This is a genomic window from Maribacter sp. Asnod1-A12 (assembly GCF_045063735.1).
In the GTDB taxonomy this organism is placed as follows: domain Bacteria; phylum Bacteroidota; class Bacteroidia; order Flavobacteriales; family Flavobacteriaceae; genus Maribacter.
Window position 1 is genome coordinate 656289 of sequence record NZ_JBEFNZ010000006.1, and the last position, 24751, is coordinate 681039.

The window sequence follows — 24751 nt, forward strand, 5'->3', positions numbered from 1 at the left end:
TTATACAGTAATGCTGTTAATTTCTATAAGGATTATACTAGGTAGAAGAATGTAAATACGAATACCCAAACTAAATCTACAAAGTGCCAGTACAAACCAACTTTCTCTACCATTTCATAATGCCCTCTTTTCTCGTAAGTACCTAGAATAACATTAAAGAAAATGATAATGTTTATTACAACACCTGAGAATACGTGGAAACCGTGAAAACCTGTGATAAAGAAAAAGAAGTCAGCAAAAAGCCTGCTTCCATATTCATTATGAATCAAATTAGCACCTTCTACAACTTGCGTTGCTTCTGCCAATTTAGCTAATGAAGCTTTTCTATCTAGTAGTGTCTTTTCCCCTTCTTCATTAATTACTTCCGTTCTAATCAAAATATTAGAATCAGCTTTAAAACCTGCAACCACTTCATCTAAAGAAACGCTGGTCAACGCAGGTTCTTGGAAAAACCAAATTCCGTTTTTTCTTTCATGCACAATTCTATCTCCAGGTATAGAAGTAGCGAAATCAGATAACGATGCTCTTTCACCAGTATCAGCTTTTACAAATTGTAGAATTCTACCACCTTTAGTTTCTAAAGCACCAAAGTCACCTTTAATAAAGGTACCCCATTCCCATGCCTGAGAACCTACGAATATTATACCACCGATTACCGTAGCGAACATATACCATGTCACTGCGTTCTTTTTCATCTTATGACCGGCGTCTACTGCCAATACCATTGTAACAGATGACATAATAAGAATAAAGGTCATAAAGGCAACATATATCATGGGATAATTACCATGAAATAAAGGAACGTGTGTAAACACCTCGTCCGCTATTGGCCATGTTTCAATAAATTTAAATCTTGAAAAGCCGTATGCTGCTAAAAATCCAGAGAAAGTTAACGCATCCGATACAAGGAAAAACCACATCATCATTTTTCCATAGCTTGCTCCTAAAGGCTGATTGCCACCACCCCATACGCTTGTTTCCGTTCCCGTAGTCACCGTAGAATTCATATACTATTTATCGTTTTAATAAAACTTTAGCAAATTTACATTTTTTTGAACTATTTAAAAACGCAATTTGACCCAAAACTAACTTTGATTTGTTTTTTATTTCACAAAGAACATAAATAACACCAAATAGACCCATAAAAAATCTAAGAAATGCCAAAATGTTGCCCCTAAGGTAACACCTAAATAGTTCTCTTTACTATAATTTCCTTTGTTTTGATTATACAGCACCACCAACAAAGAAATCATACCTGCCACAACGTGCACCACATGCACCATTGCTATTAAAAAAATATATGATACTTTAATGCTACTTGTAGGCCCAGTAAAGTAATACCCTTCTGCAACCATCTGAGAAAAACCAGAAAATTGTAAAAAGATAAATAGAACACCTAAACCTAACGTAATCCATAACCATTTAGTACCGCTAGCATTTTCACCGTCTTTTATAGCATTTTTTGCCAGCATATAACTAATACTGCTTATAATGATGACAATGGTACTATATAAAAAAGAATCTGGCAACGCTACATCACTAGACCAATCTTCTCTAGAACTACTTACAATATAAGCACTTGTCCACCCTGCAAAACCCATCAACAAACTAATGATCCCAAACCATAGCATCATCTTCTTGGCTCTTGCATTTTTCTGCTCCTCCGTTCCTTGTGTTAAATCCATAATTAAGCTAAAAATTTATCTATTACATATACTATTTGCATCAGTGTTATGTAACTAACACTGGCTAACATTAATTTTCTTGCAGAAACATTATCTCTCTTTCTATACAACTGAAAAGCGAATCCTAACATTACCGCTCCCATTAAAAAGATAATTATGGCCGATACGACAGATAATTGCAATCTACCCGTAATTCCAAATACTGGAATAATAGAAACTGCCATCATCCAAATAGTATACATTATTATTTGCAGCACTGTTGCCGCATCTTTCTTTCCTGTTGGTAGCATTTTAAATCCGCCGCTTCTATAATCATCATCCAACATCCACCCTAATGCCCAAAAATGTGGGAACTGCCAGAAAAACTGAATCATAAATAAAGTACCTGGCTCTATTCCAAAATCATCTGTAGCGGCTACCCAACCTAACATGAAGGGGATTGCTCCAGGTATTGCCCCTACAAATACAGCAAGCGGCGTAATTGTTTTTAAAGGAGTATATACACTGGTATATAGAAATATAGAAATTGCCCCAAACATTGCCGTTTTAGGATTTAAAAGATATAAAGACAATACGCCAAGCAATGTTAAAACAATTGCAAGGCTCATAGCTGTATTTACCGTCATACGACCGGCAGGAATAGGTCTATTCTTAGTACGCTTCATTAAAACGTCCAAATCTTTCTCAATAACTTGATTGTAAGCATTACTGGCACCTACCATACAATAACCACCAAATGCCAATAATAACACTTGAACCCATTGTATCTCGTATGCACCAAGAAAGTAACCTGCAATAGAAGAAAAAACGACACTAACAGCTAATCTAGCTTTGGTAATCTCCTTAAAATCGGCAAAAATCAATGCAAACGCACTTTCTTTTTCCGAACCAACAGCCGTCTTCATATTTTTTTAAATAGGGCTGCAAAGATAACGCCCTAGTCATATTTCTGCAACCTAAAACCTTTATTTCTAGTATTAATGAAAGCACATCATTATTGATTATTACATAAAGGAAAGAATAATACCATATGAAATCTTAACAACAACTTATTCTTTAAAATAGAAAGCAAAAAAAATCCCGAGCAATTTGCTCGGGATTTTTTTATTATTTGAAATAGTAAAAAATACTATTGTAATTTAAAGTTAATTGGAATACTAAAAGGAACACGTACTGCTCTACCTCTTTGCTTACCAGGAGTCATTTTAGGCAATTTACCTATGATTCTTGCAGCCTCAGCTTCTAAGTTTTTATCTGGACCACGCATTCTCACGTTACCAATACTACCATCTTTCTGAATCACAAACATCACACTTACTCTACCTTGAACACCCATTTCTTGAGCAATTTCTGGATAACGGAAGTTTTTACCAATGTGCTTCTGAATCATTTTGTTGAAACAAGCTCTTTTATCGCTTTCGCTCTCACAGCCTGGAAAAACGGGCACATCTTCAATAACTGCAAAAGGTACATCAACGTCTTCTTCGATTTCATCAACAACGACGTCTTCAACCTCAACGATTTCTTCTTCTTGACTTGTTTCAGTAGACTCGATTACAGTTTCTTCAACCTCTTCTTCATCTTCTACAACCTCAATGATTTCTGGTGCAGCTGGTGGTGGTGGTGGTGGTGGAGTTTTAATCTGTTCTGTCATCGGAACTTCTTCATCTAAAAGATCATCTACATTCATAGAAATATCATAATCATTTACCTCATCATACGTTTTCCACTCGAATGCTACAAAAGTAAATAGCATTACTACGAACAAACCGATAACGAAATAAAGACTGCTGTTCTTTGTTAAATCCGATTTTGGATTCTTTTTAGGTTCCATATATATTCAATTTAGTGATTGCTAATTTAACTAATTAATCCATAAAAATGCAACTAAAATTTTCATTTTAACGAGGGCACACGAAAAAATAGAAATCTAACAGCCAACATTCCCACTATCGCTCCGGTTGAATTCGCCAATGCATCTAATGGATCGCCATGCCTGTCTGTAGTTGCTACATGTTGTAATACTTCAATAATTATACCGTAGAACACAGCAAATAAAACAATGTACCACAATAACTTAGACCTACCTATACCTTGTTCTTTCTCTGTAGGGGTTGCCAAGTAACCTAACACTACCATAACAGAATAAAATGTAAAATGCACAACCTTATCTATGTGTGGAATATTGACTTCTGACGCTCCAACACCTGACAAAGAAAATAAGCTGAAAAATGTTACAAACATCATCCAGCTTATGAAAAATACTTTATAAATAGTGTTTTTAACCACCAATTATCTCTTTATATGCAGCATCGGTTAACAAATCTTCCAATTCGCTTGCCTCGCTAAATTTAATTTTCACCATCCAACCTTCACCATAAGGGTCTGTATTTACTTTTTCCGGCTCATCTTCTAACGCTTCATTAAACTCAATAATTTCACCCGATAAAGGTGAAAATAAATCAGAAACAGTTTTCACAGCTTCCACTGTACCAAAAATAGCTTCACGATCTAAAGTTTCATCTAATGTATCAACTTCAACGTAAACAATATCACCCAACTCACCTTGTGCGAAATCTGTAATACCTACGGTTGCAATATCACCGTCTATTTTCACCCACTCGTGGTCTTTTGTATATTTTAATTCAGCTGGTATATTCATTATAATTGTTTATTATTTATTCTTTAACAAATGTAAAGTTTTCAATTTAGGTTATCAAAATATTTACCAATGTTATAACCTGTTTAATAGGTATATAATTAACATACCTTACTTTTATTAAACAGCTTTATTAATTACCAAAATTGTAACGAATTGTAAACCCGGTATTAATTGTGGTTTGAGGAAATGCAGTGGAAACCGCAAACTTAGAAAACGAATGATCATAAAAGAACAAGGCATTTAAACTTTTACTTAGCGCATAATCTGCCGTAAATTTTAATGACATAAGGTTTTGACCTGAGGTTATTTGATTGCTATTGATATCTAAATTTCTGATTATAGTAATATTGTCGCGCAATGTTAAATCTGCCTTTAAGTTCAAATCGCCTTTTAATCTAGTTTTATTTCCACCAATATTAGTAACGAATTTTACATCTTTAAATCGATATCCCAAACCTACGGTATATTCCTTACCGTTAATTTCTGTCATTAAATCATTATCAAAACTTAAGGACAACGCCCTATCTGTTCTTACCTCAGCCAGTACACTTACCGAATTGATCATTTCAAAATCAACACGAACCAAAGGGTTAAATTGATCCGTAAGTACCACATTATTCAAAATTAAATCGGGTAGAATATCGAGATTCTCTTCATTTATTGCAAACTCACCCGGATTATCATTAAGCAACTGTACCTTTTCTAAATTGGTTTGATATGAATTAATACTATATGATGCACGATAACCATGACTCAATGAGAAACGTTTAAACTTCTTTTTAAACCATTTATTTTTCATTAGGCCCGTGTACTTAATACTCCAATTAGGAATTGGAATCTCTCTAAACGTATCTAAATTTACACGACTTGCATCTTGACCAGTATATGCAGCAAAAAATGACGGCAATAATACTTCTTGTTGCGTTTTACCATATAATTCAGGAAAACCATCTTCATCCAAATCACCAATGGGTTGAGAACGATCGGCAATAAGTCTATTCGCTATAGTAATCCTATTATCTTTAAACTGTTGAAAAGTACTTGAATCAAACTCATCGCTCTTACCAAATGCAGTACCGATCATCATAGCGGAAATACTAAAACTACCATAGTTATTACCTAATTGTAAGTTGTACTCTTGATCAACCACGTTAAAGTTTTCTTGATAACTATCTGAATACTGCCTGTCGGCAACCAAATCAATAGTAATATCTTTTGTTGGTTGTGCCGTTGCGGTAATATTCAATTGCTTATTCGTTCTTTTAATAAATTGCTCATTAAAATCTTCATAACCAGTTAACCAGCCATTTCTAGCTGCTTCATATCTAACATCGGACTGACTACCGAATAAAAAGCCAACAGTTGGTTTGGTAGTACCGACAAAACCAACGGATTGTGTGTAGCCTGGTAATACCGTACCATTGTTTTCACTATAGTTCAGATTCAGTCGCTTAACCATAGTTACTATATCTACCACCGTATTAAATAAATCGCTTGTCTTTCCTTTAATTTTCTCTTGATTTTCCGCCAAAGCTCCAGATTTGTCCCTTCTTACAGGCCCAGAACTTTTGGCTTTAGGAGCTTCTCGCTTTTTAAGACCCAACATGTCATAAAACTTTTGCATGGTCAGCGATGATGTTATAGTATGGGTGTTGGCATTTTGCACCGTATTAATATATTCACCTGCAACTTCAAATAATGCATCTCCACCTCTTTGCCAGTCAAAATTACTAGTGTAAGAATATTGAGTACTAATAAAATCTAATGCCGGTACCTTAGAAAAAGGCACTTCATAATTTAATTGCATTTGTTGTGCGTGCCTATTAGGCTCACCAACATCAAAGAAACCGTCCCAGAGACCAAGTTCGGTCATAATTCTATCTGCAGATTCAATTGGCTCGTCTTCATTAAGGTAATTTCTAACAATATTATTATTAGACCCAGTTAGGTTCAATCTTAAAGATTTTGTCAGGTTATAGTTAATCGCATATTGCCAATTAAACAAATAATTACGTTGCTGCAGTTCTGGCAACTCTATTCTATCTTCCCCATCAGTGTATACATCTCTAAAACGTTGCGCGTTAAATTGTCTATTAATATTGGAAGTAACGCCAACATTAGATGGCAATAGATTTAAGTTTAAATCTTTTAGCCATTGCCAGTATTTACCTCTTAAAAGTGAGTCTTTCTTAGCGAATGGTGCTACCTCTACTGGCTCAAAACTATGATTATAAACAAACCCCGTATTTACACTTTGCTCTCTTAACTCTGCTATTTCAAAATCTCGGTGATCAGTTTCATTATAACTATAATTGAAAGTGAAATTTTCTACATCATAAAAATTAGCGTCAGCTTCCTCTCCTCGATCCTTTCTTACACCAATTAAGTTAACACTGGTACGCTTTGTATAATCTTGAGCCTGCTCTAATACCTCATCTTTACCTTCTTGAGTATCTTCAGCAGCTATTCTATCTACTAATTTTAGATCATCGTACACAGGATCAAACTCTGGTGTAATCATTTGTTCTGAAATTCCGTAATTAAACGGTAATTGAATACCCCATTTTTTTGGAAGTAATTGCCCAACATTCATATTAGCAACAACGTCGTAAGAAACTGCATCTTCACGAGCACGTTCATTTGGCAATTGATCTATAGACCCAAAACCAGATGTACTTTTACTACCGGTTGCACTAATATTAGCAAAATCTGCAATATTTGCATCAATAGCAGCAATAGCCGCCCAACCTCCATTATTATCCAAACCTGCAAGGCGTAATTCATTAAACCAAACCTCTCCTCTTGCAGGCAAAATATCTTGATTCTTTATACCCACCATCATAGTTCGAATACTACCTAATGATGGGTTACCTTTAATACCTATACGCACTCTACCTGGAGTTCGAACATCAAATTCACCAACGGGAATTACTTCATCATTTTCAATCTCAAAGAATCGAACATCATTTAAATCGCCATCTGAAATCCATTGCGACTTAACTTTTGTCAAATCACTAAGATAAATGTTCAACTCATTATTTTCTGGCCACACCTCATCATCTGCAACTGCAGTAAAAGGTGTAAACTCTAATGGTAATTCAATTTGGTAATAGTTCTGAGTAAAATCTGTACCCATACGCAAGAAACCAACTAATGGAGTCGAAGTGTCTGCATAATCACTATCTACAATTTTCTCTGCATGCATGAACATTTTTAATTGTTCATATTGACGAATATCTACATTTAAATATTTAAACACCCCTCTCGAATCTTCAGACTCTAAATCAGATACCGTTAAGGAAAGGGATTGCTCATTTTGACGAATAATAGTATTATTATTATTAAGTTGCTCTCTAACCACACCTGGCGGCAATACATAAGGTATTGGAGTTCTACTACTATTTTCTTCAATATTTACGGTATTTACGTCTAAAGAAGTACCATCGTCAGTTGGATCACTATCGATATCTGTATCTTGCAATGTACTGGTATATGTACGCCAATCTCCTCTTACCAAATCTAAAGCTGCGAAACGCAGTATAGTCTGGCCGGTAAACCCAGTCATATACATTCTCATAAAGCTAACTGATCTAAAATCAGTTATACCACCAATAGCATCAGTAAAGTCGCTCAATGGAACTTTATACTGTATCCAACGATAATTCACATCATCTCCATTCGGTATTCTTGTATCTCCGCTAGCTGTACCTTCTATAATGTCCGTTACATAGTCATCGTTAATGCTCGTATTTGGCTTTATCGCTATACGATACTCATAATAACTATTTACCGTATTCATAGTTAAATCCCTATCAATATCTTCAACATCAGGCAAAGTTGTAGAGCCTCTATCAGTATCTGAAACCGAAACAGGTGAGTTACCTTGCGGGTTATTAAAATCAATATACCTTTCTAATATACTTCCCTCCTTATTTAAGTAATAAGTATAGTTATCCAATGCTGGATCATCACCATCATTATTAGTATAAATACCAGCTTCTCGTATATCATCAAAACCATCAAAGCCAGTATCTTGTAGCACTCTATTATTTTCATCGGCATCAAAAGCATATACCAAAGATTGTGTTGCAGGCACTTCCCCCCAAGAAGTTGCCGATACCAAATCACTACTATCTACACCTGGCAACCCATTTTCGTATTGTTTTTTACCATCACGTAAAATATCTTCAGAAATGTTACCAAGATTAATTACCAACTCACCCGAACCACTCGAAACACCATCTACATAAGGATCCATTACCCAAAACTGAACAAATTCAACATTACTTTGTTCAAAATCCGTACTACTTAGTGAGCGCATCATACCACCCCATTTTTCATTTGACACTTCCGTTTCAAAATCGGGGTTATTATTGTATGGTCCCTTTTCCGTAGGATAGTAAACCATATCTAAAGTTGTTTGCACTTGTGTAGTACCTTGGGCTACATCTGTTTCAGGATATACTTCATCAATATATATTCTTCTTGTAGCATTTATTGAAATATCATCGTCACTAATTGATGAAGGTCTTTGAGTTGTATAAAAAATAGGGTCTATAGAATACCAAGATAGTTTAGCCCTACCATAACCATTTAATAAGTTCGTTGGATCTTCTGGCGAACCACCAAAAAGCTGATCACCATTACCAAATTCTATAGGCATACTAGAAAGAGACCAACCAAGTGAAGCTCTAATATCAATTAAAGCCTGCGCACCTTCAAAATCATCTAAATATGTAGTGGTTTCACCCTCAAAATCTGCATTACTTGGAGAACCAGGTATCAATGCGGCCATTTCCGCTCTTATAGAAAAATTAGAAGGAACGTCTGTATCTATATTCGGTAACTTGTTCACCAAACGAGTTAAAAAAGGAACTTCAGTAGAAAAATTACCGTTCAATCCAAAAATAGTATTGTTTACAGATTCTACACCATAGGTAGATTTTTGAGTTAAGGGTCGCTCATTTAAGTTTAGCAATGTACCTCCTAATACAAATTTCTCATTGAATTGATGTTCTACATTTACACCAGTAAATCGACGTGTTTGTTGACCAAAAACCGCATTGTTTTCAACAGATATATTAATTGGCACGCCGGAAGCCTCTAAACTTGGATCTAAAATTTGAACGGTACCCGATTGGTAGTTCACCGTATAATCGATACCCTCTTGCAAGGTTCTACCGTTGGCCGTAACCGTTACTGAACCTTGAGAAATATTAAAAGCACCGATAGAAATACCATTACTACTTTCTGATTTATAGGTACCTTTTAATAAAAATTTATTTTTCTCAGAGTCTTGAAGTGCAGCTGTTTTAGTTAAAGAGTACATACTTCTAAATACATATTGCTCTTGGTTTGCATTATAACCAGAAGTAACATCGTATTGACCACTATTGCCATTTTCTAAAATTTCAAATAAATATTCACCAAAAGGTTCTACAGTGGTAAAAATAATTCGCCCATTCTGTACATCTATTGTTTGACCATCTATAAAATCAAAAAAACCATCACCACCCGGTTGCAAATCATCATAGGTATTTAATCTATCTAAATGAAAGAGATTTAAAAGGATGGTCTCTTCCAAGCCTTCTGGCCAGCCAGAGGTCAGACCTTCTTCAATGGGTGTAATATAATTTCTAGAAGTAGGATCAGAATATAGAATATTCATCTTAAAATCTTCTTCACTTAAACTATAAGCACCAGTTGAATAAATATTCTTCATCATCAAATCCCAAATAGGATCCGTTATATTCGTAATATTACTTTTTAACAGCTTTAATATAAGAGTATTATTTTCTATAATGGTACTAGTCTCATCAGTTGTCACTGTCGTAGCTTCAACATCTCCATTAGCAAACTCACCCACTTGATAAACCTGACCTTGAAAAGTATATTGATAAGCAACGCCCAATACTTCATCATTACTTAAACGCTGATTTAATGAAATGTACCCAAGTTGACTATCATAATCAAAGTCTGTACCTTCTACTAATTTTCGTGCGTTTTCCAAATAAGCATAATCAAAACCTTGGTTTGGAGAATACCCAGCCGCAAAACTACCTGCATTAAAACCGCTTTCTACTGTAGCTATTTCCCTAATATTATCATTTAACGCCCCACTACCAGTTAAAATTAATGAAGGGTCATAATCATTTGCATTGTTTCTTGGTCTTAGGTCTGCGACGTTATTGAAAAAACCTCCAGCACTACCATTATTTTGACCTAACCTTGTCTTGGTAATATCAGCTTCACCTAAATCTTGAATAGCCACTACATTACGAACATTCAGCGTCTGCTGTGTTCTGTTAGTTATCCAAACTTCAATACGTGTTATTTGAACTTGACTTTGTATATAAGGATAAGAAGAAAGAGCGTTGTTATAGTTATCTCTAAAGTATTGACCTAAAAAGAAATGCCTATCCTCATCATAATCTAACGCAGTAAGAGAAAATTCGTTTACCGTACCACCACCTTGTGCTACTACTGTATTATTTTGCGATTGTTGTTCTGAAAAAACAGCGGTTACGGATGTTTTACCAAACTGAAGTTTTGTTTTGACACCAAATAAACTCTGTGCTCCTGAAATCAAAGAGCTGTTAAGCGGCATATTAACATTACCAACCTCTATAGACTGAATAATATCATCTTCTGTTGGTGTGTAATCTAATTTTACAATGTTCTGAAAATCAAAAGTTGCTTCAGTATCATAGTTAGCCGTTACCTGTAGGCGTTCTCCTATTTGCCCTAACATACTAAGACTAATACGTTGATCAAAATCAAAAGAAAGATTAGTTCTGTTTCTTGGCGACAAAGATGGGTTATCGTTCTTTTGCCATATAACACCTAAATCCATTGCTACCGAGCCTTGCGGTATTATCTCAATGGTATTACCACCGAAAATGGTTGAAAAGAAATCATTATTTACATAAAAATTGGGTAATAAATTTTTTCTAGCCTCTTCACTTCCTTCTTTTTTACCTGAATAAGCGTCTGATTTTTCTTTGAAATAAGATTTTATTCCTTCTTTCTCTATTAGATTAAAATATTGATCAGGAGTTAAAATTACAGGATAACCTATATTAAAATCACCTACACTTTCATTATATATATAACGATCAAGCTCTGTATCGTATACATATTTAGAAACAATACTTTCTGGATTTTCAATTAGTATTCTACCCAGATCAAAACCCGTTTTCACAGAATCAATTTCTTGTTCTTCAGTCTCTTGTGCCTCAACCAAAGTTGCAGAACCTAAAAACATAAAGAAAAGAAAGATGTGCTTAAAAGAAATTTTAAGAAATTTAGTCACCCCGTTTTTCAAACTTATTACAAATTTTTGAGCGCGAGTTTAATTATATTCTCGACACTTAAAGAAGCATCTTGACTAAGCACTTTATCGACAACCCTCTCTGATTGTTTACGTGCGAAGCCTAGAACTTCTAAAGCAGATAACGCTTCATCTTTATTTGTATTGTTTGCACTTAGTGAAAGTTCGTCTATATCGTAAACTTTTAAGACCTTATCTCTAAGATCTAAAATTACGCGTTGTGCTGTTTTAGCACCTATACCCTTTACAGCCTGTATTGATGCGACATCTCCGTTAGCAATAGCATCTCTAACTTGAGACGGAGACATTGAAGAAAGCATAGTTCTAGCTATACTTGATCCAATACCAGAAACTGACAGTAATAATCTGAATATTTCACGTTCAGATTTCTCAACAAATCCGAAAAGAGTATGAGAATCTTCTTTCACCTGAAGGTGGGTAAACACCGAAATGTTCTCTTGTTCTGGTAGTTTTGAAAAAGTATTTAAAGAAATATTTACAAAATAGCCAACACCTCCACATTCGATAATAACATGAGTTGGGTTCTTCTCTACTAGTTTTCCTCTTAAGTGATGTATCATGATCTTTTGTAAAATTAAAAAGGGAAAGAAGTATATCTACCAATTTCCCTATTTGAGTTATTATTTAAATAAATTTTATTTTGAACCTTTAGCCTTTTTACGTTTTTCACGTTCTTGAGCATCGATTACGGCAACTGCCGCCATGTTTACTATTTCATCAACACTAGCTCCTAATTGCATAATATGGACGGCTTTCCTTAATCCGACCAAAATCGGACCAATAGAGTCTGCTCCATTAAGTTCTTTCAATAACTTATAAGTAATGTTTGCTGATTCTAAATTAGGGAATACAAAAGTGTTTACTTTTCTACCAGCCAATTTAGAAAATGGGAATTTACCCTCATGCAATTCTTTGTTCAAAGCAAAATCGATTTGTATCTCTCCATCAACCACTAAATCGGGCTTTGTTTCATGAAGAATATGCACAGCCTCTCTAACCTTTTTAGCATTAGGATGCGTTGAAGAGCCAAAGTTTGCATAGCTCAACATTGCCAATACAGGATCAAATCCGAAATTAGAGGCAACATTCGCGGTCATTTGTGCGATATCCGCCAATTCTTCTGCGTTTGGCTCAATATTAATTGAAGTATCCGCTAAAAATAACGGACCTCTATCTGTTATCATAATATTTACAGTGGCTACCTTTTTAACTCCACTTGCTCTACCAATTACTTCTAAAATTGGTTTTACTACGGTAGGATATGCCCTTGAGTAACCAGAAATCATTCCGTCTGCATCACCTTCAAGAACCATCATTGCACCGAAATAATTACGCTCACGCATTTTTATTTTCGCGCTATAAAAAGTTACTCCGCTTCGTTTACGACTTTCCCAATATTTAGTAGCATAACGAACATGACGCTCATCAAATTCCTCTGACATCGGATCTATAATATCAAGATCTGCATCAAATTCCAATTCTTTCTTTAATTCAAGAATTATATCTTTTCTACCCAAAAGAATAGGTGTCGCAATACCTTCCTCATAAACTATTTGTGCCGCTTTTAACACATCTAAATGATCTGCTTCAGCAAACACAATTTTCTTGGCATTACTTCGGGCTCTACCATGAAGTAGACGAACGACTTTATTATCGTTACCCGAACGCAGCATTAACTCTTCTTTATATTTATCCCAATCATCAATAGGCGCTTTTGCAACACCACTATCCATTGCAGCTTTAGCTACTGCAGGTGGTATTTCATATATCAATCTTTGATCAAAAGGTTTAGGAATTATATACTCTCTACCAAAGGTCAATCTTGTTTCACCGTAGGCAATATTCACTTGCTCTGGCACAGGTTGCTTGGTCAGGTCAGCTAATGCCTTTACCGCAGCCATTTTCATAGCTTCATTAATAGCAGTCGCTCTAACGTCTAAAGCACCTCTGAATATAAAAGGAAAACCAAGTACATTATTTACTTGGTTTGGGTGATCTGAACGACCAGTTGCCATTATGATATCTTTACGCGTATCTATCGCCAAGTCATAAGCAATCTCTGGATCTGGATTTGCCATTGCAAACACTATAGGATTCTCTGCCATAGATTCCAACATCGCCGGACTTACAACATTCGCTATAGAAAGACCAACGAATACATCGGCATCTACCATTGCTTCATCTAGGGTATCTATTTTTCTATCCGTTGCAAATTCTTTCTTTGCTGGAGATAAATTATCGGCATCTTTTCTAATAACACCTTTGCTATCGAGCATTACAATATTCTCAGCCTTTGCTCCAAAAGCTTTGTACAACTTAGTACAAGAAACAGCTGCTGCACCTGCACCGCTAATAACGATGCGCACATCTTCCATTTTCTTATCGGAAATCTCTAGGGCATTCAACAAAGCTGCCGCAGAAATAATAGCGGTACCATGCTGATCATCATGCATTACAGGAATATCTAACTCTTCTTTTAACCTTCGCTCAATTTCGAAAGCTTCTGGAGCTTTAATATCTTCAAGATTAATACCACCAAAAGTTGGTGCAATCATCTTTACCGTTTCTATAAATTTATCTACATCTTCAGTGTCTACTTCAATATCAATACCATCTATATCAGCAAATATCTTAAACAAAAGACCTTTACCTTCCATAACAGGTTTTGAAGCCTCAGGACCAATATTACCCAGACCTAATACCGCAGTACCGTTAGAAATAATGGCTACCAAATTACCTTTAGATGTATATTTATAAGCGTTGTCCTTATCCTTTGCTATTTCTAAACAAGGCTCTGCTACCCCTGGCGAATAAGCCAGAGCAAGATCACGCTGTGTACTATAAGGTTTAGTTGGTACTATTTTTATCTTACCAGGTTGTGGCTTTGCATGATAAATAAGTGCTTCTCTTCTTAGCTTTTCATTGCTCATACTCTTCTATTTAAAAAAACAAATTTAAAGGTATTCTGTAAGAAAGCGCTAAGCAGATCAGTATTTATATAAAGAAAATAAATAGTAATGTTTTTTAATAGTCAAAAGTCTATTATCCTTATACAACTAAACCACCTTCTCCTTGTTTGATACATTAAGGCGTAATGCCAAAAAACCCGAAATAGCAAAGAATGCACCTGCAAACAACATGGCATTAATCGCATTATTTCCAAGTAAATATTTATAAATAGGTCCGAAAGTAACAGTTTGAATGAACATAGGAATTACAATCATCATATTAAGGATGCCCATGTACACTCCTCGTCTATCTTGCGGAACTACTTTCGAAACCATGGTATACGGAATACCCATCATTGCAGCCCATCCAATACCAAAAAGCACCATTGGAATTAAAACTAAAATTGGATCTTTAATAAAAGGAATTGAGAATAATGCTATTGCAGTACCCATTAAGCTTAAGGAGTAAACATTTTTATTTCCAAATTTCAAGGAAAGTGGAACTAGTATTAAAGCAACCAACATGGTAACCGCATTGTAAATTAAACTCATGGTTGCCGCTTGCGAAGCAGCTTCTGATATTGAATAACCCATCGTTTTTATAAACAAAGGCGTGGAAAACTGCCAATAGACGAATAGTGCATACCATTGAAACAAGTAAACAGCACCAACTTTCCACATAAACTTGGGCATTTCCGTTACTGCCTCAGAAGTTTCCATAAATGGTAGTAATAGTTCACCGAATTTTTTAAAAAACTTACTTTCAGGATTACTTTTTATTTTTGCATATAAAAACCAAAGCCAAAACCCTGCTACTATAATGACTAATAGAACGAGGAGATTATAATTCTCATTTAAAAATGGAAATATAAGGACTAAAACATAACCAAGAACTAAAGGTACAGTCGCAATAACCAATAAAACAGTTAGAAATTGAACCAACGGATTAGGTTTCCCTTCTTTGAATTGTTTAATTTCAGTTAGCTCTTCGTCCGTCGGTGGAATTTCAGGTGTTTTGAAAATGGACCAAAGTACAGTAGTTAGTGATAAAAATGCACCAATAAAGAACGCGTAATAAATCCATCCGGGAATTGAACCAACTTCTTCAATACTTTCGCTAAAAAGGTTTTTAAATAATATAATTGAACCCGTTGCGAGTAAAACACCTAAACCACAAAATAAACTTTGCATTTGATATCCAAAACTCAATTGTTTTTCCGGGAGTTTATCACCAACAAATGCTCTGTAAGGCTCCATAGCTACATTATTACCCACATCTAAAATCCAAAGTAAACCAACAGCAAACCATAATACCGGACTCATTGGAAAGGCGAACAAACATAAACTACCCAAAATTGCCCCAATCAAAAAATAAGGCTTTCTTCTACCCCAGCGCTCAGACCATGTCTTATCTGACATTGCACCAATAATGGGCTGTATAATTAAACCTGTAATTGGTCCCGCAATATTTAATATTGGTATCATTTCTTCCGAAGCACCTAGATACAGAAAAATGGGATTAATCGCATTCTGTTGTAATCCGAAACTATATTGGATACCTAAAAACCCAACATTCATATTAAATATCTGCCAAAAACTAAGACTCGGTTTTTTGATTTTCATCTAAGAAAAGTGTTATCGATTCGATGGTAAATTTTATTACATTCTTACAAAAATCATGTGTTTTATTAGAAAAACATAATTTTACATGACTAGCAATATAATATAATTAAGTCTCCTCTATGTCATCAGCAAAGAAAAAAGCCAACGAAAACGTTTGAAAATAAAATATTATTTCAGAAAATTGATGTTTCTGGTGAGTCCACCATACTTTGTTCGCTTCACTGCAGATTTTTGAAACACCTTTCTAAACACATCTTCGGTAATTTCTTCCCAATCTTTTTTGGTCATACTCAGCAATTCTGGATTAGGATTAAACAAAGGTTCATTATGAGGTTTAGAAAAACGGTTCCACGGACAAACATCTTGACAAACATCGCAGCCGAACATCCAATCATCAAAAGACCCTTTCATTTCATTGGGCAATTCATTTTTTAATTCAATCGTAAAATAAGAGATACACTTACTACCATCAACCACATAAGGCTCTACAATGGCTTGTGTTGGGCAGGCATCTATACAAGCCGTACATGTACCACAATGATCTGTCACTGCATGATCGTATTCCAATTCAATATCTACTATTAGCTCTGCTATAAAGTAAAAAGACCCTACTTGTTGGGTAAGCAGATTACTATGCTTACCTATCCACCCTAACCCACTTTTTGCTGCCCAAGCTTTATCAAGTACCGGAGCAGAATCTACGAAAGCACGTCCGTTGACTTCACCTATTTCTTCAGATATGAATTCCTGTAGCTGCCTAAGTTTTGTTTTTATAACATGGTGGTAATCGTGGCCATATGCGTATTTAGAAATCTTATAAGAATCTTCTCGTTGGGTTTCTTCCGGATAGTAATTTAAAAGAAGGGAAATAACGGATTTTGAACCTTCAACCAGTTTTCTAGGATCTAATCTTTTATCGAAATGATTTGTCATATAGCTCATTTCGCCGTTCATATTATTATTGAGCCACTGCTCTAATCTAGGAGCTTCCTCTTCTAGAAAATCAGCTTTGGATACACCGCATGATAAAAAACCGAGGCGTTTGGCTTCGGTTTTAATACTATTTGTCCATTTATGTTTTATATCAATACTCAAAACAAACCAGGTTGAATTCCTCCTTTTATTCTTCCAAGGTGCTTATACGCCAATTCCGTGACTTCCCTACCGCGGGGAGTTCTCATAATAAAACCTTGTTGAATTAAAAACGGCTCATACACCTCTTCTATAGTTTCTGCACTCTCAGAAACTGCAGTTGCCAAAGTGGTAATACCCACAGGACCGCCTTTGAATTTATCAATTATAGTTGTTAGTATTTTGTTATCCATTTCATCAAGACCATGGGCATCTACATTCAATGCCTTTAAGCTAAACTTTGAAATTTCCATATCAATAGAACCATTCCCTTTAATCTCCGCAAAATCACGCACCCTTCTAAGTAAGGCATTACAGATTCTTGGTGTACCTCTACTTCTACCGGCAATTTCTATAGCTGCATCTTGAGAAATAGGTACGCGCAAAATTTCTGCACTACGCTCTACAATAGTAGAAAGTAGTTCTGTAGAATAATACTGCAATCTACTTTGGATACCAAAACGCGCACGCATAGGCGCAGTCAATAATCCTGACCGTGTGGTTGCACCAATTAATGTAAACGGATTTAAATTTATCTGAACAGACCTGGCATTTGGTCCAGATTCCAACATAATATCTATTTTATAATCCTCCATTGCAGAGTACAAATACTCTTCCACAATAGGGCTTAATCTATGGATCTCATCAATAAACAACACATCACGCTCATCTAAATTGGTCAATAACCCTGCTAAATCTCCTGGTTTATCCAATACAGGACCCGATGTTATTTTAATTGACACCCCCAATTCATTAGCAAGAATATTAGCCAAAGTAGTTTTACCTAAACCCGGAGGACCATGAAACAAGGTATGATCCAATGCTTCTCCTCTTCTATTTGCGGCTTCCACAAAAACCTTAAGGTTTTCAAGCACCTGATCTTGACCGGCAAAATCGTCAAAATTTACAGGTCTTAATGCTCTTTCAATATCAAGTTCCTCATTAGAGAAACCATCAGCAGATGGGTCTAAATACTCGTTCATACACTAACAAAGATAGACAAACACCAGATAACTTTTAACTTAAACCAATAGCTAATTCAATTTATGAAAATACCCAAATGACCGTTAAATACCTGTAAGAAATCTAACTAAAAATTGTAATTTCATGGCATGACAAAAGAAAATTACACAGCACAAGTATTACAATATATTCCGGTCTTTTATATTATCTGGTCAGACGACCTCTTGTCGGCATCAGAAATAAATGTTGTTGAAAACGCCATATCAAATGATGTTACCTTATCCTCAGATGACAAAAAACAACTTAAAGTGTGGATGAATGTCAAAAATCCGCCAAAAAACGAGTTATTCAAGTCTTGGAAACAATTAATTATAAATAGCGGTGTAAAGTTACTGGAGCACGAAACGTATCCATTAACGGCTTTCAGTCAAAAAGTAGTATCACACTACCACAATGAAATATCGTACAACGATCAAATAAAAAGTATTGAAATTAATTTGGGCATTCAACCCAATCATTACAATCATTTATTTGACGTACATATTGACTTAGAAAAAAAATCCTCTCAATATTCGGCAAAAACCATAGACACTATTTTAAAAGGAAAACATGCAAAGGCAATAGATTCTTTTAGAGCCGTACTTAGTGATCCAATTTTCTCTTGGGAAGTAAGACGTAACAAAGAAGAGTTTCGCAATCATGTTCTAAAACAAGTTGAGTTTTTGGCGGATAAGGGTTACGGCGCAATGGCATATCCAGAGGCATATGGCGGCACCGATGATATGGAAGGCTACGCTTACATTTTTGAGAATATGATGTGGGCGGACGGAAGTCTATCTATAAAGTTTGGGGTACAATTCGGGTTGTTCGGTGGCAGTATTCAGAAATTGGGCACCAAGAAACACCATGACAAGTATTTAAACGATACAGGAAAGGCTGAATTATTAGGCTGTTTTGCCATGACAGAAACCGGACACGGATCTAACGTTCGCGGAATTAAAACAACGGCCACTTATAACAAAGATTCCGAAACCATTGTCATACATACCCCAGGTAAAAACGATAATAAAGAATATATAGGGAATGCCATACATTCTAAAATGGCATCTGTTTTTGCTCAACTTATTGTAAACGGAAAAAATGAAGGAGTACATGCTATTCTAGTTCCTCTTAGAAATGAAGCACATGAGTTATTACCAGGTATAACGGTTGAAGACAACGGCTACAAACTTGGACTTAATGGGGTTGATAATGGTAAAATTTGGTTCAACCAAGTAGAGGTACCCAAAGAGAATCTACTGAATAAGTACGGTACAATCTTAGCTAATGGAGATTATTATTCAGAAATAAAGAATCCGAACAAACGCTTTTTCACCATGTTGGGTACTCTGGTAGGAGGTAGAATATGCGTTGCCAGGGCAGGTTTGGGCGGAGCAAAATTTGCATTAACAGTTGCCATTAAACATGCTTTAAAAAGAAGACAATTTAATGATAGTGTTAAAATACAAGAAGACCTTTTGATGGATTACCCATCTCACCAACTACGCTTAACTCCCTTAGTAGCCAGCGCATATGTATATCACATCACATTAGATAAAATGATGGCGCTCTATTGCGATAAATCTCAACCAGACAAAAGACAGGTTGAAACACAGGTAGCAGGACTTAAATCCATTATTACTTGGTATGCCAACGATGCCATTCAGGAATGTAGAGAAGCTTGTGGCGGCAAGGGTTATCTTTTAGAGAACAGAATTGCAGACCTAAAAGGTGATGTTGATATATTCACAACTTTTGAAGGCGATAATAATGTATTATTACAACTAGCCGCTAAGGGAGTACTCTCAGATTTTAAAGCGGAGTTCAACAGCGCAGGATTTTCAACTGTGTTAAAATTATTGAGTTCTCAGCTAAGTGATAAACTGTCCACTATAAACCCGTTGTACACAAACAAGACAGATAAGGACCACTTATACAATCCTAAATTTCATGTACACGCTTTAGAACACAGAACAAGAAGATTAACCTATACCATTGCAATGCGTATTAGAGGTTATATCAAGAAAGGTATTCCGTCATATCAAGCCTTTTTAAAGGTACAAACACACTTAATGACACTTGGCAAGGCATATAGCGCGGAACTGGCGTACAAATCATTTATAGCGCACAACGACACAATGACAGACCCAGAGTATAAAGCGCTATTTAAAAAACTAGGCACATTATATGCTCTGCATGAAATAAGAAAAGATGCATCATGGTATTTAGAGCAAGGCTACATAAGCGGAACTAAATCTAAAGCTATACGCCAAAGAGTTGAACGCCTTTGTACAGAACTGAGACCGCACCTTAATAGCCTTGTAGATGGTTTTGGAATACCGGATCACTTAATGACCGCGCCAATAGCTAACTAATTACGCTCTTTCTCCAATCTTGATGTATCTAAAAAATCAAGAATAGTTATTTCGGGTTCACCATAGAGCTTGGTTCTAGTACCACCTTTAGAACTAAGCTGTAATGTATTCAAAGCCCTAACTTCTATATCTGGTGAATCTTCGGCAACTACAAGAACATAGTTAGCTTGAAGATCAGATGCTTTTAGAGATGTGTTACCATACAACTTAGCCATTAAAAAATCTGTTGTACCCTCAACTTTAGCAGAGGCATTTTTATACATGTAAATATTATTACTAGCACCAGTGGTATATAATTTCACATCTATTCTATCTTTTAATGTAAGATTTAATGAGTCGCTCGCTAAGTTAAAATCTCCAGAACTGATTTCTTCCATGCTAATATCCATAATGTCAGCAGTGGCATTTAACTCCAGTCTAGATGTACCAAAAGTTTCTACCCTTAACCTATCGGTAGAGATAACATCTTTCATGCTAATTTTACCATTCATCATTCTAATACTATTCAGTTCTTGAAAGAAAATGGTAATCTCCAATTTCTTCTTTCCCGTAATATTATAGAATGAAGATATCTTTAGTGTGCCATTGTCCACTTTAAACTTTAGCACATCTACCAAATTGTCATCCAACTCCAAAGTATAACCTTCTGTAGTTGCTTTTTGAATAACGATGTCAAGATCATCAACCAATTCAATAGCATCAAAAGGCTCTAAATCCTCGCGTACTTCAATAACATTTTTATTCCCTTTTATCTTGGGTTTACGTTGCGAATAACCGTTAGCAGAGATAACCAACAGAATAATCAATAGGGCGAACTTTTTCATAGTGTTTACTTATGTTTAATATTTGAAGATATCCAATTTTAAGTAAAATTAGAACAACTTAATAATATCTTAGGATCATTACCCAAAAAAAAGCCCAACTATTGCTAGTTGGGCTCTATATAAATATAATATTTTCTAATGATTCATTTCCTCTTCATTCTCCTGTAAAGGTATATGTTGAGGCACATAATCTTGTCTAGCAATTATATATTCGCCGTTCTCATATACTTTACTATAGTCATAAGCCCATCTATGAACTTCAGGAATAGGACCATCCCAGTTACCATGAATATGCTTTTGATCAGTAGTCCATTCTAACGTATTGGATTTCCAAGGGTTTTTAGGACCTACTTTTCCATAAAAGATACTATATATGAAATTAGCTACAAATACTAGTTGAGCTGCCGCCGCAATAATTGCAAATACAGTCATTAAAACTTGAATATCCGTTAATTCATCAAACATTGGGAAAGCCGTATTCTCATAATATCTTCTTGGCACACCTGCCATACCAACAAAGTGCATTGGAAAGAATACACCATAAGCACATACTGCAGTTACCCAGAAGTGAACATACCCTAAGTTCTTATTCAATAACTTACCTTCAAACATTTTAGGAAACCAGTGATAAACTCCAGCAAACAAACCATAAAGTGCAGATATACCCATTACCAAGTGGAAGTGCGCTACTACGAAGTACGTATCGTGAACATTAATATCTAATGTACTATCACCTAAAACAATACCAGTTAAACCACCAGTAATGAAAGTAGATACCAAACCTATTGAGAACAGCATTGCAGGATTTAGTTGCAAGTTACCTTTCCAGAGGGTAGTGATATAGTTAAAAGCTTTAACCGCCGATGGTATTGCAATCAATAATGTTGTAAAAGTAAATACAGATCCTAAGAATGGGTTCATACCAGAGATGAACATATGGTGACCCCAAACAATAGTTGACAGGAATGCAATAGCTAAAATAGAAGCTATCATTGCGCGGTAACCAAAAATTGGTTTACGAGCATTTGTTGACATTACTTCAGAAGTAATACCCAATGCAGGTAAAAGCACAATGTAAACCTCAGGGTGACCTAAGAACCAAAACAAGTGCTCATACAAAACAGGAGATCCACCTTGGTAATGTAATACTTCTCCTTGTATAAAAATATCCGACAGGAAGAAAGAAGTACCAAAACTTCTATCCATTATTAATAATAAAGCTGCAGATAATAATACTGGGAATGAAATAACACCAATAATTGCCGTTACAAAGAATGCCCAAATTGTCAATGGCAATCTAGTCATAGACATTCCCTTAGTTCTCAAATTGATTACAGTTACTATATAATTCAAAGAACCAATAAGAGAGGATGCAATAAATACAGCCATAGATACCAGCCATAAGGTCATACCCATACCAGAACCAGGCTGTGCCATTGGTAATGCACTAAGTGGAGGATAAATTGTCCACCCAGCTGCTGCAGGTCCTGCTTCTACAAATAATGAAATAATCATTATAATACTAGACACAAAGAACATCCAGAATGAAACCATGTTCAAAAAGCCAGAAGCCATATCACGTGCACCAATCTGCAACGGAATTAAAAGGTTACTGAATGTACCACTTAAACCCTGTGTTAATACAAAGAATACCATGATGGTACCATGCATAGTAACCAGTGCCAAATAGACATCAGCATCCATAACACCACCAGGTGCCCATTTACCTAAAAGAGCTTCAAAAATTGGAAAAGATTCACCTGGCCAAGCCAATTGCATTCTAAACAATAATGACATTGCAATACCAATGAATCCCATTACAAGAACACCCATAATAAAGTATTGCTTCGCAATCATTTTATGATCTTGACTAAAGATATACTTTGTTACAAAAGTTTCTTTATGATGATGTCCATGATCGTCGTGTGCGTGATCATCTACATGTGCATGTGCTGTTGCTGACATAATCGTATTCTTATTTTTATTAAATTTCTAATTATAGCTTTGTTGACTAGAGACTAAAGTATTACTCTCCTATTGATATAGCGCTTAACGAATGAACTTCAGGACTAGATTCGTCTTTCATTACTGTTTCTGCAAAGGTAGACTGACCTTTCATCCATTCATTATAATCCTCTTCAGATTCAACAATAATCTTCATTTGCATATTGTAGTGAGATTTACCGCAAATCTTATTACAAAGCAAAATATAATCGAATTGCCATGGATCTATAGGCTCACCGGTACTTGCAGCTTTTTCTGCACGAATTTTATTGGTTCTCTTTACCTTATCCATAACATCTGGATTGGTTCTCATCTCCTCTGTTGTATAAATCGGTGTAAATGAAAACTCAGTAATCATTCCTGGAACACAGTTCATTTGTGCTCTGAAGTGAGGCATATAAGCTGAATGCAATACATCTTGTGAACGCATTTTAAAGTTTACTTTTCTACCTACAGGTAAGTGTAATTCTTTAACGATAACATCATCATGAGCATACGTATCAGCTTCATCTAAACCTAATACATTAGCTTTATCAATATCTATCATTCTAACATTAGCACCACCTAAAACATTATCTCCACCACCATATCTAGCTGTCCAACTAAATTGTTGTGCATAAAGCTCTACAATTAAAGGATCATCCTCATCATTAACATCCATAATGGTTGTCCATGTGTATAATCCCCATAGAATAAGACCCGCCAATACAATTACAGGAATAATAGTCCAGATAAACTCTAAACGATCATTATCTGCATAGAACAATGCTTTTTGTCCCTTTTTACCTGCATATTTATACCCAAAATAATGTAATAAAGCTTGTGTAAGAGTCTGTACTATAAAGATGATAATAAAAGAAACCAACATTAAGCTATCATACTCCTCACCGTGAGCAGATCCTGCTTCAGGCAATAAGAACTTACCGTATTTCCAAAAACTGAAAATGGTAATTCCGTAAATGAATACCAAAAATCCAAATAACATATAACCGTTATTCTTATTATCGCTATCCGTTGCTATTTGGTGTTGCTCAGTTTTAAGCTGTGATAATTCGAATATCTTAGTCAACTGCCAAATGGCAATGGCTACAAGAACAAGTACAGCTAAAGTTAATAATGTCGTCATTGTATATATAAATGTTATAC

At 35.4% G+C, this 24751-nt stretch carries 16 protein-coding genes; 1 reads left to right on the forward strand and 15 read right to left on the reverse strand.

Annotation, left to right across the window (positions count from 1 at the left end):
- Positions 1–32: 32 nt before the first annotated feature.
- The 12 genes from ACJJVP_RS02855 to ruvB all read right to left on the reverse strand — a co-directional run bounded on the left by ACJJVP_RS02855 (position 33) and on the right by ruvB (position 18383).
- Positions 33–1007, reverse strand: coding sequence for a cytochrome c oxidase subunit 3 (locus ACJJVP_RS02855; protein WP_405410590.1), 975 nt, complete (start codon positions 1005–1007; stop codon positions 33–35).
- A 96-nt stretch (positions 1008–1103) separates the two neighbouring features.
- A complete protein-coding gene (locus ACJJVP_RS02860; protein ID WP_405410591.1) occupies positions 1104–1685 on the reverse strand; it encodes a heme-copper oxidase subunit III in 582 nt (193 codons plus the stop codon).
- Between the two features lie 2 nt (positions 1686–1687).
- Positions 1688–2590, reverse strand: coding sequence for a heme o synthase (gene cyoE / locus ACJJVP_RS02865; protein WP_405410592.1), 903 nt, complete (start codon positions 2588–2590; stop codon positions 1688–1690).
- 224 nt (positions 2591–2814) lie between these two features.
- Positions 2815–3519 (reverse strand): energy transducer TonB, encoded by a 705-nt coding sequence (locus ACJJVP_RS02870; protein WP_405410593.1) that lies wholly within the window; start codon positions 3517–3519, stop codon positions 2815–2817.
- Positions 3520–3581: 62 nt separating this feature from the next.
- On the reverse strand, positions 3582–3929 hold the full coding sequence (locus ACJJVP_RS02875) for a VanZ family protein (protein WP_405410595.1): 348 nt from the start codon (positions 3927–3929) through the stop codon (positions 3582–3584).
- A 37-nt stretch (positions 3930–3966) separates the two neighbouring features.
- Positions 3967–4347 carry a glycine cleavage system protein GcvH gene (gene gcvH / locus ACJJVP_RS02880; RefSeq protein WP_405410597.1) on the reverse strand — a complete coding sequence of 127 codons (381 nt, stop codon included), beginning with the start codon at positions 4345–4347 and terminating at the stop codon, positions 3967–3969.
- 130 nt (positions 4348–4477) lie between these two features.
- Positions 4478–11671 (reverse strand): cell surface protein SprA, encoded by a 7194-nt coding sequence (sprA, locus tag ACJJVP_RS02885; RefSeq protein ID WP_405410598.1) that lies wholly within the window; start codon positions 11669–11671, stop codon positions 4478–4480.
- Between the two features lie 5 nt (positions 11672–11676).
- Positions 11677–12258 (reverse strand): Holliday junction branch migration protein RuvA, encoded by a 582-nt coding sequence (ruvA, locus tag ACJJVP_RS02890; protein WP_405410600.1) that lies wholly within the window; start codon positions 12256–12258, stop codon positions 11677–11679.
- Between the two features lie 75 nt (positions 12259–12333).
- Complete coding sequence (locus ACJJVP_RS02895; RefSeq protein WP_405410602.1) at positions 12334–14628, reverse strand: NADP-dependent malic enzyme; 2295 nt, start codon at positions 14626–14628, stop codon at positions 12334–12336.
- A gap of 126 nt (positions 14629–14754) precedes the next feature.
- Positions 14755–16269, reverse strand: coding sequence for an MFS transporter (locus tag ACJJVP_RS02900; protein WP_405410604.1), 1515 nt, complete (start codon positions 16267–16269; stop codon positions 14755–14757).
- Between the two features lie 168 nt (positions 16270–16437).
- Positions 16438–17358 (reverse strand): tRNA epoxyqueuosine(34) reductase QueG, encoded by a 921-nt coding sequence (queG, locus tag ACJJVP_RS02905; protein ID WP_405416123.1) that lies wholly within the window; start codon positions 17356–17358, stop codon positions 16438–16440.
- A 2-nt stretch (positions 17359–17360) separates the two neighbouring features.
- The gene (ruvB, locus tag ACJJVP_RS02910; protein ID WP_036151894.1) at positions 17361–18383 is read right to left on the reverse strand and encodes a Holliday junction branch migration DNA helicase RuvB; all 1023 of its coding nucleotides are present in this window, start codon (positions 18381–18383) and stop codon (positions 17361–17363) included.
- A gap of 129 nt (positions 18384–18512) precedes the next feature.
- Here ruvB and ACJJVP_RS02915 point away from each other — a divergent pair, with 129 nt between their 5' ends.
- Positions 18513–20777: an acyl-CoA dehydrogenase gene (locus tag ACJJVP_RS02915; RefSeq protein WP_405410606.1), complete on the forward strand. Its 2265-nt coding sequence runs from the start codon at positions 18513–18515 to the stop codon at positions 20775–20777.
- Here ACJJVP_RS02915 and ACJJVP_RS02920 read toward each other — a convergent pair.
- The 3 genes from ACJJVP_RS02920 to ACJJVP_RS02930 form a co-directional block, all read right to left on the reverse strand.
- On the reverse strand, positions 20774–21601 hold the full coding sequence (locus ACJJVP_RS02920; protein ID WP_405410608.1) for a GIN domain-containing protein: 828 nt from the start codon (positions 21599–21601) through the stop codon (positions 20774–20776). The two genes, ACJJVP_RS02915 and ACJJVP_RS02920, sit on opposite strands and share 4 nt — an antisense overlap.
- A gap of 135 nt (positions 21602–21736) precedes the next feature.
- The gene (locus ACJJVP_RS02925; RefSeq protein ID WP_405410610.1) at positions 21737–23566 is read right to left on the reverse strand and encodes a cbb3-type cytochrome c oxidase subunit I; all 1830 of its coding nucleotides are present in this window, start codon (positions 23564–23566) and stop codon (positions 21737–21739) included.
- 61 nt (positions 23567–23627) lie between these two features.
- Complete coding sequence (locus tag ACJJVP_RS02930; protein WP_405410612.1) at positions 23628–24731, reverse strand: cytochrome c oxidase subunit II; 1104 nt, start codon at positions 24729–24731, stop codon at positions 23628–23630.
- Positions 24732–24751 lie beyond the last annotated feature (20 nt).